Below are 14,005 nucleotides of genomic sequence, written 5' to 3'. Positions count from 1 at the left end.
CGTCGATCTCACCGGCGACGAACTGTCGAAGCAGCACATCCGCTATATGGTGGGCGGCCGCTCGCCGCTCGCGCACGACGAGCGCCTGTTCCGCTTCGAGTTTCCGGAGCGCCCGGGCGCGCTCATGCGCTTCCTGTCGTCGATGGCGCCGAACTGGAACATCAGCCTGTTCCACTACCGCAATCAGGGCGCCGACTACAGCTCGATTCTGGTGGGCATCCAGGTGCCCGCAGCCGAGGACGCCGAGTTCCGCCGCTTCCTCGCCACGCTCGGTTATCCGCATTGGGAAGAGACGAGCAATCCGGCGTACCGGTTGTTCCTGCAATGAAAATAGTCAGTCGTCCCACCAATCGGGACGTCTGCATCTGTAGCGCATAAACAGCGAAGAAAGTGCAGGAAAACACCAGGCCCCGCGGCAGTGCGCGTCAGTATACTGAGCCACTGCTGCCGGGCGTGGTCGCCTCGGGAAGATTGGGCGCCGTGCGTCGGACTCACCTGGAGGAAGACAAACATGTTGCGCATCGCTCTTGGCTGTCTGATGGCTCTTTCCACGCTGGTCGCCGGCGCGCTGCCCGGCTTGGCGCACGCGGATGCGGCGCATCCCGTCGTTGCGCTGCTGCCCGGCGTCACCGATCCCTTCTACTTCACGATGCATCGCGGCGCGGAGCGCGCGGCGAAGGAAGACAACATCCAGTTGCTGTTCCAGGTGCCGAAGGCCTGGAACACCACGGAGCAGGTGCCGATCCTCAAGGCTTTCATCGCGAAGCATCCCGACGTGCTGCTCGTCTCGCCTGTCGACAAGCAGCAGCTCATTGGCCCGCTCAAGGAAGCCGCCGACGCCGGCATCAAGGTCATCACCGTCGATACCTATATTGGCGATGGCCACTATCAAACCGGCAAGGGCGACGCCGATTTCCCGCTCTCCTATATCGCTTCGGACAACCTGGAAGGTGGCCGGGTAGCGGCGCGCTCGCTCGCCAAGGCGATTGGCGACAAGGGCACCGTCTATTGCGAGAACAACAAGCCGGGCATCTCCAGCACCGACGCGCGCGCGCAAGGTTTCATGGAGGAGATGAAGAAGCACCCCAACATCAAGGTGCTGGAGACGCAATACAACGAGGACGACGCCAATCGCGCCGCTTCGCACGTCGCGGCGGTGCTCGCGCGCAATCCCGATCTCGCGGGCGTGTTCGGCGCCAACACGTTCTCGGGCGCGGGCGCGGCGCAAGGCGTGAAGAACGCGGGCAAGCAGGGCGTGGTGAAGGTCGTGGTGTTCGACGCCGTGCCGGGCATCGACGAGCAGATCAGGAGCGGCCTCGTCGATATCGCCATCGCGCAGCTTCCCGACGAAATGGGCTATACAGCCGTGAAGTTCGCCGGCGACGCCATCCACGGCAAGAAGATTCCCATCTACAAGGGCACGGGCTTCGTGGTGCTGGACAAGTCGAACATCGACAAGCCGGAGATGAAGCAGTACATCTATTCGAACTAAGGCACGCGAACAGAGCCACATGAACGACAAACGACTCGACAGGCTCGCGCTCGTCAGCAAGGTCTGGCCGTGGCTCTTTCTCGGCACGCTGCTTGTCTTCTTCGAGGCGTGGGCGCGCATCTCCGCGCATCGGTCGTTCGTGTTCAACGCGTACAACCTGCAGTCGATCGGGCTCGCGGCAAGCGCACCGCTCTTGCTTGCCATCGGCCAGACCTTCGTGATCATCACTGCAGGCATCGATCTTTCGGTGGGCTTCGTGATGGGGCTCGCGGCGGTGTGCGTGGCGCAGTTCACGATTCCCGGCGGCGAGTCGCCGTGGATCTTGTTGATGTCGATTCCGCTCACGGTGCTCGTGTGCCTGATTCCGGGCTTCGTGAACGGCGTCCTCATCGCACGCCTGGGTGTACCCGCGTTCATCGGCACGCTCGGCATGTATGGCGTCGCGCGCGGCGTGGGTTTTCTCGCCGCGGGCAGCGGCATGACCGTCTCCGTCAACAATCCCGGGCTCGCGTGGCTCGGCAGCGGCTGGACGCCCGTGATCCTCACGGCCGTACTGCTCGTCATCATGCACTTTGTGCTCTCGCAAACGCGCTTTGGCCAGTACACCTATGCAATAGGCGGCAATCCGCAGTCGGCGGTGCGCGCGGGCATTAACGTGCGCCGCCATCTGTTCGCGATCTATCTGATCGCGGCGGCTTTCGCGGCGGTGGGCGGCATCGTCTACACGGCACGCTTCGCCGCCGGCGCAGCCAATGCGGGCGAACCCATGCTGCTCGATTCGATCGCGGCGGTCGTGATCGGTGGCGCGAGTCTCTTTGGCGGCACCGGCAACGTCATCGGCACGCTGATCGGCGCGCTCATCATCGCCGTGATCGAATTCGGGCTCGTGTTCATCGACGTCAACGCGTTCTGGCAATTCATCGTGGTCGGCATCGTCATCATTCTTTCGGTGCTGATCGACCAGTACAAGGATCGGCTCGGAGGCGCGCAATGAGCAGCGCGAGCGCCACGCCGATTCTGGAGGCGCGCGACGTGTCGATCCGCTTTGGCGGCGTGGAGGCGCTCAAGCGCGTTTCGCTGCGCCTCATGCCGGGCGAAGTGCTTGCGCTTGCGGGCGACAACGGCGCGGGCAAGTCCACGCTCATCAAGATTCTCTCGGGCGTTTATCGCGCCGATGCGGGCGATTTGCACTTCGATGGACGCCCGCTGCAATTGCGCGATCCGCAGGACGCGCGTTCGCAGGGCATCGAAACCATCTATCAGGATCTCGCGCTCGCCGACAATCTCGACGTGGGCAGCAACATTTTTCTCGGCCGCGAGCCCGTGCGACGGCGACTCGGCTTGCAGGTGATCGACCGGCCGCACATGGCGGAGGTGGCGCGCGAAGTGCTCGAGCGACTCGATATCGTGATTCCGTCGCGCAAGCTCACGGGCCCCGTGAAAATGCTCTCGGGCGGCCAGCGCCAGGCCATCGCGATAGGGCGTGCGATTTACTGGAACGCGCGCGTGCTGATCATGGACGAACCTACCGCGGCGCTCGGCGTTCCCGAGCAACGCAAGGTGATGGAGTTGATTCGCGGACTCAAGGCCCAGGGCGTGGCCGTGATTCTTATCTCGCACAACCTGCACGATATTTTCGCCGTGGCTGAGCGCATCGTCGTGCTGCGGCGCGGCGAAGTGGCGGGCGAGCGGCGCGTGGCCGAAACCGATGGCGATGAGATCGTGCGGCTGATGGTGGGCGACACGTACTCAAACGGCGCGCACTGATACATTGCGTGGTGCGTTTGCCTGCGCCGCGCGCGCATTCGATGGACAATGTCGGATCGAACCATCACCGCAGTCCTGCTCCCGCCATGAACTACCTCGATCCCGCCGATATAACGAGCTGGCACGCGCACGTCTATTTCGACGCGGCTACGCGCGACGCTGCATGGACCTTGCGCGAGGCGATTGAAGCCCGCTTCGGCGAGATCGTGCAAATTGGCCGTTTTCACGAACGCCCGGTTGGGCCGCATCCAATGTGGTCGTATCAGCTCGCCATACCGCGAGAGCGCTTCATGACGGTCATCGAATGGCTCACGCTCAATCACGGCGCACTCGACGTGTTCGTGCATCCGAACACGACCGATGCCCTGCGTGACCATCGCGATGCCGCCGTGTGGATCGGCCATTCGCACACGCTCAATCTCGGCGCGCTCGGCGGCTGATTGTTGCGAGCATTGCGCCGCCCGCAAGCCCGGCGGCAAGGCGCAATGCCCGACCCTCACGCGGGCTTCAGTGCCCGAATGACTCCGTTTTTGCCGCCGCCGATCCGCTCGCCTGCGGCCGCGCGGCCTGTTTGATCAGCAGCGCCGCGCCGGCAATGAGACCGGCGACGGCGACCGTCGCGAAAATGCCCGCGAACGTGAAGTGCCGGCGCGTCAGCTCGGCCACGAGGAACGAACCCGCAATACCGCCGAAGCGGCCGATGCCGAGCATCCAGGCCACGCCGGTGCCGCGCCCCTGGGTGGGGTAGAACGCGGCGGCGAGCGCGGGCATCGACGATTGCGCCGTGTTCATCAGCACGCCGGCCACGAACACGACGAGCACGAGCAGGGCCACGCTGCCCGCCGCCTGGCCGATGAGCCACACCGAAACCGCCGTCAGCACGTAGCACGCGGCGATGATCCGGTTCGCGTTGAAGCGGTCCATCAGCATGCCGCTCAGCACCGCGCCCACGCCGCCGAGCGGGAAGAGAGCCGAGATCAGCGTGGCGCTCGAGGCAGTGAGGCCGGAGTCCTTGAGCAGGAGCGGCATCCAGTTGATCGACGCGTAGAAGATCACGAGCCCCATGAAATACGCGACCCACAGCATGACCGAGCCGACGAGGTACATCGGCGAAAGCACGACGCCAAGGCCCTTGCTTTCAGTTTGCGGGGCGTGCTCCGTCATCGTGAACACCTGCGCTTTGGCGGCGTCGGGCGAGATGCGGGCGAGCGCGGCGCGAATACGCTCGGCGGGCCGGTTATTCGCCACCATGTAGCGCACCGATTCCGGCATGCGCAGGAAGAGCGGCACGGCGAGCACGAGCGGCGTCACGCCGCCGAGCACGAGCACGCTGCGCCAGCCGAAGTGCGGAATCATCCATGCCGCGAGAAATCCGCCGCAAGCCGCGCCGAGCGGAAAGCCGCAGAACATCAGATTGATCACGGTGGCGCGGTTCCGGTCGGGGCAGTACTCGCCCATCATCGTGACCGCATTGGGCATGGCGGCGCCGAGGCCGACACCTGTAATGAAGCGCAGCCACGTGAGTTCGCCGATGCTGGTGGAAAACGCCGAGCCGAGGCAGGTCACGCCGAACAGCAGCACCGAGCCGACCAGCATGGCGCGTCGCCCGAGCCGGTCGGAGAGCGGCCCGGACGCGAGCGCACCGCAAGCGAGGCCGAAAAGCGCCGCGCTCAGCACGGGTGCGAGCGCGGGCTTGGCGATGCCCCATTCGCCGAGCAGCGAAGGCGCGATGAAGCCGATCGCGGCCGTGTCGAAACCGTCGAGCAGGACGATGACGAAGCACATCGCGAAGATGAACCACTGGAACGGCGAAAACGGATGTTCGTTGAGGAAGGTTTGGACGTCGACGGCGCGCGGCTGGTCCATGGTTTTGTCTCCTGTCGACTGAGGTTGTCGTTGTATCGGCCCGCTATGGCGAGCCGCTTTTTCTGGTTTGCCTTACAACCTCGAATAGTAACCGCTGCGCGGTGTTTGCAGGAGAGCGTCATTGGGCGCGGCAGGCGTCTGTCTGCTAGCCTGAAAGCAGCACGGCGAGCATGCGCGTGCTGCAAGCGTGTCGCATTGCGCGACAAGGAGTACCCGATGAAGCCTTTCTTCGCCCACGCGGCCATGCCGTCCCTCATGGCTTGCGCAATGCTCGCAGGCGCGCCCGGCTATGCCATTGCCCAACTGGCGCCGAATGACAACCTGCGCTCGCCGCAAAACAGCCTCGCACTGATGCCCAATGCGCAGCCCGGCAGCGAGTACCCGACCCATGGCAATCGCCAGGCCGGCGAGATGCCGGTCGGCCCCACCGATCCGCGCGGGCAACTCGCGAACGGCCACCCGAATAACGCCGAGGCGGGCGGCTACGGCGCGCCGTTGGCGGGCGTGCGAAACGGTGCGGGCATGTGAGAGCTGTACTCCGCTTCAGGTGCGCTCGGGTTGCCAGGCAAGCTGGGCTTCGAGCGTTTCGCCGGGGGCGAGCACGGTGCCGCCCACGTCGATACGCTTCACCGTTCCTTCGTGGCGCAGATTGAGCCAGTCCGTCGTATTGCTGACAGGCTCAGCGCAGAAGTATGGCAAACCGGGCGGGCAGAAGACCACGAAAAAGTCCAGCGGCGTGCTCGCGCGCAGCGCGAGACGCCGGCCTTCGTGCGGCCATTCGATGACCGCCTCGCGACGCCAGCCGGAGAAGTTGTTGTCGAGATCGAAGTCGTCGACGATCAGGCCGGCCTGCAGCGCGTCGACGGCCGGGTGGGCGCTGAGCGAAACCGGCAGGACTTCCGTGTCGATTTCCCACATGGCGCGCACGCGCGCGGCAATGCGTGTGCCAGGCGGGCGCGGATAGTACGGATGGTGGCCGAGGCCGAACGGCATGGGCCGCGCGGCCAGGTTGCGCGCCCACAGGCGCACCGTGAGGCCGCTGGCGTCGAGCGTGAGATGCTGGCGCGCTTCGTAGCGAAACGGCCAGCCGGTCCCGGCGTGGGAATCGGTTTTGCGCGAAACGTGGGATTCATGCGCTTCGTGCGGCTCATGCAGGAAGTGCAGTGTGAGCGTAGCGGCCGTTTGCGCCTCGACCGTCCAGGGCCGCCGCCAGGCGTGGCCATGCAGCGCGTGGCGCAGCGCGCCGGTGCCGCTCGGTAAGTCGATCATCTCGCCTTCGAAGCGGAATCGTCCGTCGCGGATGCGGTTGCAGTACGGCATCAGCGGAAAGCTCGCCATGCCGAGCGGGTCGCGTGCGTCGATGGCGGCGCGCGTGGCCGGGCGCAGCCAGTGTGACGCCGGGGCTCCGCCGGAAGTGTCGTAGAACGCGGCGATCGAGCCGCCCACGTGCGGCGCGACGAGTACGCGCGCATCGCCATGGGCAAGCGTGACGAGTTGACCGTCGTCGAGCGCGGCGGCGTCGAAAGCGAGTTCCGGGGGCGGCGAGGGGTTCGGTCGGGCAGTCAAATGAGCATTCTCCGGCGAATGGTTTTATTATTAATAAAGAATAATATAGGCGTTGAAATTGCCGATGATGAATCCATAAAATGGTGACATACGCCAATTGATGGTCCAAATTATTAGTGCTACGCTTCGGGCCAACAGCGCGGCCCCGAGCGCGCGCCGCCGCGCCGCGCAGCCCTTCCGCAGTCCCCCTCACATCCGATGAAAAAATCGACGCAACGCCGCCCGACCATGACCGACATCGCGAAGGCCGCGGGCGTGTCGCAATCCACGGTTTCTCTCGTGCTCAACGGCGCGGTGGGCGCCAAGCTCTCGGAGGCGACGCGCCTGAAGGTGCACGAAGTGGCGCAGTCGCTGGGCTACCAGTTGCCGATCCGCGCGGTGCAGACCCCCGCCCCGGCGGGCGAGCGCAATCTCATCGTCTATCTCGCCGACGAAGTGTCGACGAGCCCGCACCCCGTCGTGAGCATCGACGGCGCGCGCGACGCCGCCTGGAACAACGGCTGTCTGCTCGCGGTGTTCTCGACGCACGGCAACGCCCAGATGGAGCAGCAGGTCCTGCAAACGCTTGCCATGCCGAACGTACTTGGCGTGATCTACGCGACCGTGTACACGCGCAAGGTCACGGTGCCGCCCGCGCTGCTGAAGGTGCCGGCGGTGCTGCTCAACTGCTACGCGTCCGATCACGCGCTTTCCTCGGTCGTGCCGGCCGAAGTGGCGGGCGGCCATACGGCCACTGAATACCTGATCGAGGCCGGACACAGGCGTATTGGTTTCATCAACGGCGAAACCTGGCAGGACGCCGCGAAAGACCGCCTGAAGGGCTACCGCCAGGCGCTCGCGACCGCTGATCTGCTGTTCGACGAGCGCCTCGTGCGTGACGGCGACTGGAGCTCCGGCAAGGGTTTCGAGTTCACGCTCTCGCTCATGCGCGAGCCGAATCCGCCCACGGCGATCTTCTGCGCCAACGACCTGACGGCGATCGGCGCAATCGAGGCGCTCAAGCAACTCGGGCTGCGCGTGCCCGAAGACGTCTCGATCATGGGCTACGACGACCAGGAAATCGCGCGCCACACCCATCCTCCGCTCACCACCGTCGTGCTGCCCAACTACGAGCTTGGGCGCTGGGCCGTCGAGACGCTGCTGCAGGAAGAGCAGAACCGCAGCGCCGGCGCGCCGGTGCGCCACCGCACCGTGAAGCTCGACGGGCCGCTTATCGAACGGGCCTCGGTGTGTGCGCCCGGCCCCGCCTCCCCCTCCTCCGTGAATACCCTCATTAATATCTCTGAAAATTGACTGGTAATATTAGTTGAAGCAGTGGCCGTGATTATTTGGCGTCGGGTCTGGTGCGGCGCCAATGGAACAAGAAAGACAAAAAAAGCCGCGGTGGGGCCGAAGGCCTGCGCCGATCGTGTCATTCAACGCCTTGCATGGGGCCGGAGTAAGCGCTGAAGCGCTAACTCCGGCCGACAGGAGACAGCCATGCGTCATCAACGAATCCAGTCCGCCCTCATTGCCGCCGGTCTTTGCCTGGCGAGCGCATTCGCCGCAAGCGCCTACGCGCAGTCCGACAACGGCGCACAAAAGGTCCAGTCGAATTCCACCGAGAGCTGCACGAATCCCAAGCCGGGCGGCAAGAAGCTTAGCGACATGGTGGTGGGGTTCTCGCAGTCGGAGAATGAGCAGAACCCGTTCCGGGCGACCGAAACCGCCTCGGTGCGTGCGGCGGCGAAGGAAGCCGGCGTGAAGCGCCTCCTCTATACGAACGCGAACGCCAATCAGGCCAAGCAGGTCGCCGATATCGAAAGCATGATCAATCAGGGCGCCGAGGCGCTGATCATTGCGCCCAATGATTCCACCGGCCTGCAGCCCGCGCTCGCCCAGGCGCGCGCGAAGGGCATTCCCGTCGTGACGATCGACCGGCAGACAGCGGGTACGGTGTGCGACGACTTCATCACGTTCCTTGGCTCCGACTTCTACAAGCAGGGCGAGCGCGCGGCGAAGGCGCTGGCCGACGCCACGGGCGGCAACGCGATCATCGCCGAGATCCAGGGCGGCTACGGCAACACGGTGGAAAGCCAGCGCACAGATGGCTTCGCGAACGGCCTCAAGCCCTATCCCGGCATGAAGATCGTCGCCGCGCAAACCGCGAACTGGTCGACGACCGAGGCGCAGAAGGTGATGGAGCAGATCCTGCTCGCGCACCCGGACGTCAACGCCGTCTACACCCACGCCGACACGATGACGGTCGGCGCGATCAAGGCGCTGCGCCAGGCCGGCAAGCTCAACGGCGTGAAGATCGTCTCGATCGACGGCACGAAGGAGATCGTCACGGATATCTCGAACGGCATCGTCGCCGCCGACGTCGAGACGAACCCGCGCTTCGGTCCGCTCGCCTTCAAGTCGCTGGAAGACTATCTCGCGGGCAAGCCGGTGCCGCAAAAGCAGATCATGGACGACGCGCTCTTCAACCGGACCAACGCGCAGCCGTCGCTCGCGCAGGGCAAGGTCTACTGAGCCGCGCCTGCACGATGACGACGAGCGTCCCCGCCAATCGCACCAATCGCGCCGATCCCGCTACGGCCACCCCGCGCGCCGTGCTCGAAACGCACGGCGTTTCGAAGACCTTCGGCGGGGTGCGCGCGCTGCGCGACGTCTCGCTCACGCTGCGCGCGGGCGAGGTGCACGGCCTCGTGGGCGAGAACGGTGCGGGCAAGTCCACGCTGATCAAGGTCCTCACCGGCTTTCATCAGCCCGACTCGGGCGCGCTCACGCTCGACGGCGCGGGCGTCGCGTTCGACAGTCCGCGCGCGGCGCAAGGGGCAGGCGTGTGCGCCGTGTATCAGGAGATCAACCTGATACCGGAGCGCAGCGTGGCGGACAATATCTTTCTGTGCCATGAACCAAAACGATTCGGCATCCTGATCGACAGGAAGCGCATGCTCGAGCGCGCCGCCGACATCGTGCAGCGCTACCGGCTTGCGGTTGACCCGGCCGCGCGTCTCGGTTCGCTCGGGCTCGGCGCGCAGCAGATGGTGGCGATTGCGCGCGGCGTTTCGCTGGGCGCGCGCGTGCTGATCCTCGACGAGCCCACTTCGGCCCTGAGCGGTGCGGAAGTGGACGTCCTGTTCGAAGTCGTCGATCGCCTGCGCGCCGAGGGCATTGCGCTGCTGTTCGTGAGTCATCGGCTCTCCGAATGCTACCGGCTGTGCGATCGCTTCACGGTCATGCGCGATGGCGCCGTGGTCCGCACGGGCACGCCCGAAGAACTGCCGCGCGCGGCATTGATCGCAGCCATGCTGGGTCGCGAAAGCGCGGGCGAGCATGCGTGGGCCGAGCACTCGGGCAATGCCGACGCCGATGCCAATGCCACGCCAGCGCTGGCCGTCGATCATTTGCAGTGGGGCAATCGCGTGCGCGACGTGTCGCTACGGGTGGCTCACAAGGAGATCGTCGGTCTTGCCGGCCTGCTCGGCTCGGGCCGCACGGAAACGTTCAAGACGATTTTCGGCGCGCAGAAGGCCGATGGCGGCGAAGTCGATATCGCGGGCCGCGCGCTCACGCATGCGAGCCCGGCGCGCTCGATCGGTCGCGGTCTCGCTTTCCTTTCCGAAGACCGCCGCGCGGAAGGCATCTTTCCCAGTCTCTCCGTGCGCGAGAACATCGTCGCGAGCCTGCTGCCGCGCATATCGCGCTTTGGCTTCATCTCGCGGGCGAAGGAGGCGCAGGTGGTGCGCGAGTCGATCGAACGGCTCGGCATCAAGACGGCCGGTCCCGGCGCGCTCATCACGACGCTCTCGGGTGGTAATCAGCAAAAGGCGCTGATTGCGCGCTGCCTCTCGACCCGCCCGACGGTGCTGCTGCTCGACGATCCCACGCGCGGCATCGATGTCGGGGCGAAGGAGGAGGTACATCGCGTCGTGCAGGACCTGGCGCGGGAGGGGCTTGCGGTGGTGGTCACGTCGTCCGAGATGGAGGAGTTGCTTGCGCTGACCGACCGCCTCGTCGTGCTCAACGAAGGCGCGACCGAGGGCGGCATGCCAACCGCCGGCGCTCACCCCGACGAAGTGCTCGCCGTGCTGGCCGGTGCTGGAACTCGCGATGGCGCTGACCACGGCGACGGCACTGCGTGAGCAACCCCGCACCAACCCCGCCACAATCCACGACCACTGCTCCGATGGCGACCAACCTTGAATCGAACGAGGCAAGCTTGAGCCCCGCGAATCCTTCGAATTCCTCGAACCGCTCCGTCTCGCCTGTGCCCGGCGCCGCGTCGCGCATGCACACCTGGCGTAACGTGCTGCGCGAGCACAGCGTGTACTTCGCGCTTGCCGCGCTCGTGGTCTTCAATCTGATCATCACGCCTGGCTTCTCGAATCCCTTCGCGGCGCGCAGCCTGCTGTTCGAGGCCGCGCCGATCGTCTTGATCGCGCTTGGCCAGAATCTCGCGATCGCGACGCGTGGCATCGATCTCTCCGTGGGATCGGTGATGGCGCTCGCCAGCGCGTCGATCGCCGTGTTTCTGCCGTATGGCGTGGGACCGGCGCTCGTGGGCGCGGTCGCGGTGGGCGCCGTAGTCGGCTTGTGCAACGGGTTCCTCGTGGCGCTGCTCGCCATCGATCCGCTGATCTCGAGCCTTGCCTTGCTGGTCGCCGCACGCGGGCTCGCGCAGGCGCTGCTGGGCGGCTCACGCGTGAATCTGCCCGACACCCCGGCGTTCGATCTGCTCGGCGCGGGCGCGGTTGGCCCACTGCCCATTGTCATGCTGATCGCGCTCGGGCTCGCGGTCGTGGTGGCATTCGTGGTGCGGCGCACGACCTTCGGGCGCTACGCGATCCTCGTGGGCGCGAGTCGCGGTGCTGCGTTCCTCGCGGGCATTCCCGTGCGGCGTACGCTCTTTCTCGTCTATGCGGTGAGCGGCACGCTTGCCGGACTCGCCGGCGTGTTCGCTTCGTCGCGGCTTGGCGCTGCCGATCCCAACTACGTTGGCGTGAACTTCGAACTCGATGCGATCGCCGCCTCGGTCATCGGGGGCACGCCGCTTTCGGGCGGACGCATCTCGATCGTCGGCGCGGTGTTCGGCGTGCTGCTGCTTCAGGTGCTCGACGCGAGCTTCATCATGAACAACATCAGTTTCACTTACGCGCAGATCCTCAAGGCGGTGTTCATCGTCGTCGCGCTCTACCTGCAACGCTCGGGAGGCTGAAGCGATGCAACAGCCCACACAATCGGCGGCGCAAACCGCCGCCGCTCCGGGCGCGAACCGGCGCGCACAACTGATCGCGCTCGTGCAGTCGCGCGGGGCGATCGCGATGCTCGTGGTTGTCGCGCTCGTGGCCGGCATGGTATTTCCCGACTTCCTGCGCCCCGCGAATCTCGCCGACATCGCCGCGAACGGCGCGTTTCTCGGGCTCGTGGCCGTGGGGCAAAGCATCGTCATCATCCTGGGCGGATTCGATCTTTCCGTCGGGTCGATGGTCGGACTCGGCACGGTCCTGGCCGCCTATGCAGCGCCTTACGGGTGGGGCGCCGCGCTGCTCGCGCCGGTGGCTGCCGGATTCGTCGTGGGTCTGGTGAACGGCGTGTTGATCGCCCGCGCGCGCATGGCGCCGTTCATCGTCACGCTCGCCGCGTTGCTTGGGCTCAAGGGGCTCGCGCTCGTGCTCGCGAGCCAGGATCTGCTCATCGCCAATCCAGGTTTCTTCGCGCGCATCGCCAATGGCTCGATCCTGGGCGTCAACAATCTCATTTGGGTGCTGGTGATCGTTTATGCGCTCGGAGGCGCGCTCCTCAACCACACGCGCTTTGGCGCCGCGATCTTCGCGATCGGCGGCAACGAAGAGGCGGCGCGCATGCTGGGCGTACGCGTGGAGCGGGTGAAGATACTCGCCTACGGATTGTCCGGTGCACTGGCCGGCCTCTCGGGGGCGCTGCTGGCCTCGCATCTGGACTCGGGGCTGTCGGGAGCGGGCACTGGCTATGAATTGCAGTCGATCGCCGCGGCCGTAATCGGCGGCGTGTTGCTCACGGGCGGCGTGGGAACGATGGCCGGACCGCTGGCCGGCGTGCTGCTGCTCGGCGTCATCGACAATGTGATCAATCAGGTCGGCACGCTGAGCCCTTACTATCAGAACCTCGCGAGCGGCGCGTTCCTGCTTGCCGCGGTGATTGTGCAGACCGTGCTGACTGGGCGCCGACATGGCGCCGCGCGAACTGCAGGCGTGACGCGGCGGCGCGCGGCCGCGGGCTCTTAGTGGATGGCGTCTTGATCTGCCGGTTTCGCATGCGTTGTCGAACCCATTCGGCTTCGGGCTAGGTTTATTGATGGGAGACGCTCAGCTTCACACGCGTTGAGCCATCGGTCTGTGCTGTGATCTCGGTCCGGCTGCCGCGCTGTCCCAGATAGAAGTGCTGACGGCCTGGCGCGTTCACGTCGTGGGTTGCGTCTGGCAGACACGAGGCGATGTCGGCGCCCACGCCTTCGAGTGCATTCGTCCCCGACCCAGCGTCTCGTGCGCTCCAGACGCACTGAAAACGTCCGCCGCTCGTTGCGCATTGCGCGTCGTCGCCATAGGGCTGCGCGACGGCGCGTCCGTCATCAGGACTCAATGCAGCGAAATGCTGCGGTGCAGCCGCGACGATACGCTTGAGCGCTGCGCAGGGGCTTGCACTGTCGTCCGCATGAGCGGCCAGGGGGACGCCTGGTATGACAATAGCCGAGCAAAGCGCGAGTATCCTGGTGATCGGTAGATTCATGGCGTTTCGCTGCGTGAGAGCAGCGCCTCATCGTGGCAAGTGAGGGCAGTGCTGCAAGCGACGTGCCGGGAATAGCGCTTGCAGGATGACGCCGGACTACTCATCACGAGGAGAACGCCATGAGCAAACCGTTCGATCGCATGATGAAAGCGGGCGCCTTGCTGGCGTGCCTGATGTTTGCGATTGCGAGCAGCGGCGAAACGCGCGACGAGCAGGAACACGCATGCCGTGGCGATGCATTCCACTTTTGCGCGAGCGCGATTCCTAACAAGCAGAAGATCGCAGCGTGTATGAAGCAGCACTACGATGAGCTTTCGCCGCCATGCAAGGCGATGTTCGACCCGCCGGCGAAGGCCGATCCGAAGTCATGAGCGCTAGTGGCGTTCAGTGAGAAGGGGCGCACTGCGCCTCTTTTCGCTTGAGTCGATGAAAAAGGGCTTGCGGGCGCGCGCTCGTGGCGCTAAGATTCGCCCCCTTCGCCGTTCGATGTCAGTGACATCCGGGCAGCGAAGGCCGCCGCGGAAACCGGTGGACGCAGGAGTCGGCAGCTTTTTTAAGCGA

The 14,005-nt window shown here is 65.5% G+C and carries 14 protein-coding genes and 1 pseudogene; 12 read left to right on the top strand and 3 right to left on the bottom strand.

The window, feature by feature from the left end; translation table 11 throughout:
- From U5A52_RS42430 to U5A52_RS42410, 5 genes and pseudogenes are all read left to right on the top strand, one after another.
- A pseudogene (locus U5A52_RS42430) lies at positions 1-328 on the top strand (threonine ammonia-lyase, biosynthetic); the annotation flags it as partial.
- Positions 329-511: 183 nt separating this feature from the next.
- On the top strand, positions 512-1,492 hold the full coding sequence (locus U5A52_RS42425) for an ABC transporter substrate-binding protein (protein WP_321917982.1): 981 nt from the start codon (positions 512-514) through the stop codon (positions 1,490-1,492).
- A gap of 19 nt (positions 1,493-1,511) precedes the next feature.
- Positions 1,512-2,486, top strand: a complete 975-nt coding sequence (locus tag U5A52_RS42420) for an ABC transporter permease subunit (RefSeq protein WP_028209006.1) — start codon at positions 1,512-1,514, stop codon at positions 2,484-2,486.
- The gene (locus U5A52_RS42415) at positions 2,483-3,259 is read left to right on the top strand and encodes an ATP-binding cassette domain-containing protein (RefSeq protein WP_321917984.1); all 777 of its coding nucleotides are present in this window, start codon (positions 2,483-2,485) and stop codon (positions 3,257-3,259) included. The genes U5A52_RS42420 and U5A52_RS42415 overlap by 4 nt, the downstream gene beginning before the upstream one ends.
- 86 nt (positions 3,260-3,345) lie before the next feature.
- Positions 3,346-3,699, top strand: a complete 354-nt coding sequence (locus U5A52_RS42410; RefSeq protein ID WP_321918000.1) for a DOPA 4,5-dioxygenase family protein — start codon at positions 3,346-3,348, stop codon at positions 3,697-3,699.
- A 67-nt stretch (positions 3,700-3,766) separates the two neighbouring features.
- On the opposite strand, the gene U5A52_RS42405 is transcribed toward U5A52_RS42410, so the two are convergent.
- The gene (locus U5A52_RS42405; RefSeq protein WP_321940337.1) at positions 3,767-5,125 is read right to left on the bottom strand and encodes an MFS transporter; all 1,359 of its coding nucleotides are present in this window, start codon (positions 5,123-5,125) and stop codon (positions 3,767-3,769) included.
- A gap of 216 nt (positions 5,126-5,341) precedes the next feature.
- Here U5A52_RS42405 and U5A52_RS42400 point away from each other — a divergent pair, with 216 nt between their 5' ends.
- Entirely contained in the window at positions 5,342-5,653 is a 312-nt protein-coding gene (locus U5A52_RS42400; protein ID WP_321940335.1) for a hypothetical protein, read from the top strand.
- 15 nt (positions 5,654-5,668) lie between these two features.
- Here the strand turns inward: U5A52_RS42400 and U5A52_RS42395 are convergent, their stop codons facing one another.
- Positions 5,669-6,691 (bottom strand): aldose 1-epimerase, encoded by a 1,023-nt coding sequence (locus U5A52_RS42395; RefSeq protein ID WP_321940333.1) that lies wholly within the window; start codon positions 6,689-6,691, stop codon positions 5,669-5,671.
- 198 nt (positions 6,692-6,889) lie between these two features.
- On the opposite strand from U5A52_RS42395, the gene U5A52_RS42390 reads away from it, so the two are divergent.
- The 5 genes from U5A52_RS42390 (at position 6,890) to U5A52_RS42370 (ending at position 12,942) form a co-directional block, all read left to right on the top strand.
- Positions 6,890-7,984: a LacI family DNA-binding transcriptional regulator gene (locus U5A52_RS42390; protein ID WP_321940331.1), complete on the top strand. Its 1,095-nt coding sequence runs from the start codon at positions 6,890-6,892 to the stop codon at positions 7,982-7,984.
- Positions 7,985-8,170: 186 nt separating this feature from the next.
- Entirely contained in the window at positions 8,171-9,205 is a 1,035-nt protein-coding gene (locus U5A52_RS42385) for an ABC transporter substrate-binding protein (protein WP_321940330.1), read from the top strand.
- Positions 9,206-9,219: 14 nt separating this feature from the next.
- Positions 9,220-10,821, top strand: coding sequence for a sugar ABC transporter ATP-binding protein (locus U5A52_RS42380; RefSeq protein ID WP_321940329.1), 1,602 nt, complete (start codon positions 9,220-9,222; stop codon positions 10,819-10,821).
- A 44-nt stretch (positions 10,822-10,865) separates the two neighbouring features.
- Entirely contained in the window at positions 10,866-11,894 is a 1,029-nt protein-coding gene (locus U5A52_RS42375; protein ID WP_321917994.1) for an ABC transporter permease, read from the top strand.
- A 4-nt stretch (positions 11,895-11,898) separates the two neighbouring features.
- Entirely contained in the window at positions 11,899-12,942 is a 1,044-nt protein-coding gene (locus tag U5A52_RS42370; RefSeq protein WP_321917996.1) for an ABC transporter permease, read from the top strand.
- Between the two features lie 64 nt (positions 12,943-13,006).
- On the opposite strand, the gene U5A52_RS42365 is transcribed toward U5A52_RS42370, so the two are convergent.
- On the bottom strand, positions 13,007-13,444 hold the full coding sequence (locus U5A52_RS42365) for a hypothetical protein (protein WP_321940327.1): 438 nt from the start codon (positions 13,442-13,444) through the stop codon (positions 13,007-13,009).
- A 140-nt stretch (positions 13,445-13,584) separates the two neighbouring features.
- Here U5A52_RS42365 and U5A52_RS42360 point away from each other — a divergent pair, with 140 nt between their 5' ends.
- Entirely contained in the window at positions 13,585-13,815 is a 231-nt protein-coding gene (locus tag U5A52_RS42360; RefSeq protein WP_321918004.1) for a hypothetical protein, read from the top strand.
- Positions 13,816-14,005 lie beyond the last annotated feature (190 nt).

The organism is Paraburkholderia sp. J8-2 (genome assembly GCF_905220195.1).
In the GTDB taxonomy this organism is placed as follows: Bacteria; Pseudomonadota; Gammaproteobacteria; order Burkholderiales; family Burkholderiaceae; genus Paraburkholderia.
Note: the sequence above shows the minus strand (reverse complement) of the source record. Positions and strands in the feature narration are given on the sequence as shown.

Coding starts and splice junctions, on each gene's coding strand:
- U5A52_RS42390 (WP_321940331.1), top strand. CDS start 6,890: ATGAAAAAATCGACGCAACGCCGCCCGACCATGACCGACATCGCGAAG.
- U5A52_RS42360 (WP_321918004.1), top strand. CDS start 13,585: ATGATGAAAGCGGGCGCCTTGCTGGCGTGCCTGATGTTTGCGATTGCG.
- U5A52_RS42365 (WP_321940327.1), bottom strand. CDS start 13,444: ATGAATCTACCGATCACCAGGATACTCGCGCTTTGCTCGGCTATTGTC.
- U5A52_RS42370 (WP_321917996.1), top strand. CDS start 11,899: ATGCAACAGCCCACACAATCGGCGGCGCAAACCGCCGCCGCTCCGGGC.
- U5A52_RS42410 (WP_321918000.1), top strand. CDS start 3,346: ATGAACTACCTCGATCCCGCCGATATAACGAGCTGGCACGCGCACGTC.
- U5A52_RS42380 (WP_321940329.1), top strand. CDS start 9,220: ATGACGACGAGCGTCCCCGCCAATCGCACCAATCGCGCCGATCCCGCT.
- U5A52_RS42405 (WP_321940337.1), bottom strand. CDS start 5,125: ATGGACCAGCCGCGCGCCGTCGACGTCCAAACCTTCCTCAACGAACAT.
- U5A52_RS42415 (WP_321917984.1), top strand. CDS start 2,483: ATGAGCAGCGCGAGCGCCACGCCGATTCTGGAGGCGCGCGACGTGTCG.
- U5A52_RS42400 (WP_321940335.1), top strand. CDS start 5,342: ATGAAGCCTTTCTTCGCCCACGCGGCCATGCCGTCCCTCATGGCTTGC.
- U5A52_RS42385 (WP_321940330.1), top strand. CDS start 8,171: ATGCGTCATCAACGAATCCAGTCCGCCCTCATTGCCGCCGGTCTTTGC.
- U5A52_RS42420 (WP_028209006.1), top strand. CDS start 1,512: ATGAACGACAAACGACTCGACAGGCTCGCGCTCGTCAGCAAGGTCTGG.
- U5A52_RS42375 (WP_321917994.1), top strand. CDS start 10,866: ATGGCGACCAACCTTGAATCGAACGAGGCAAGCTTGAGCCCCGCGAAT.
- U5A52_RS42425 (WP_321917982.1), top strand. CDS start 512: ATGTTGCGCATCGCTCTTGGCTGTCTGATGGCTCTTTCCACGCTGGTC.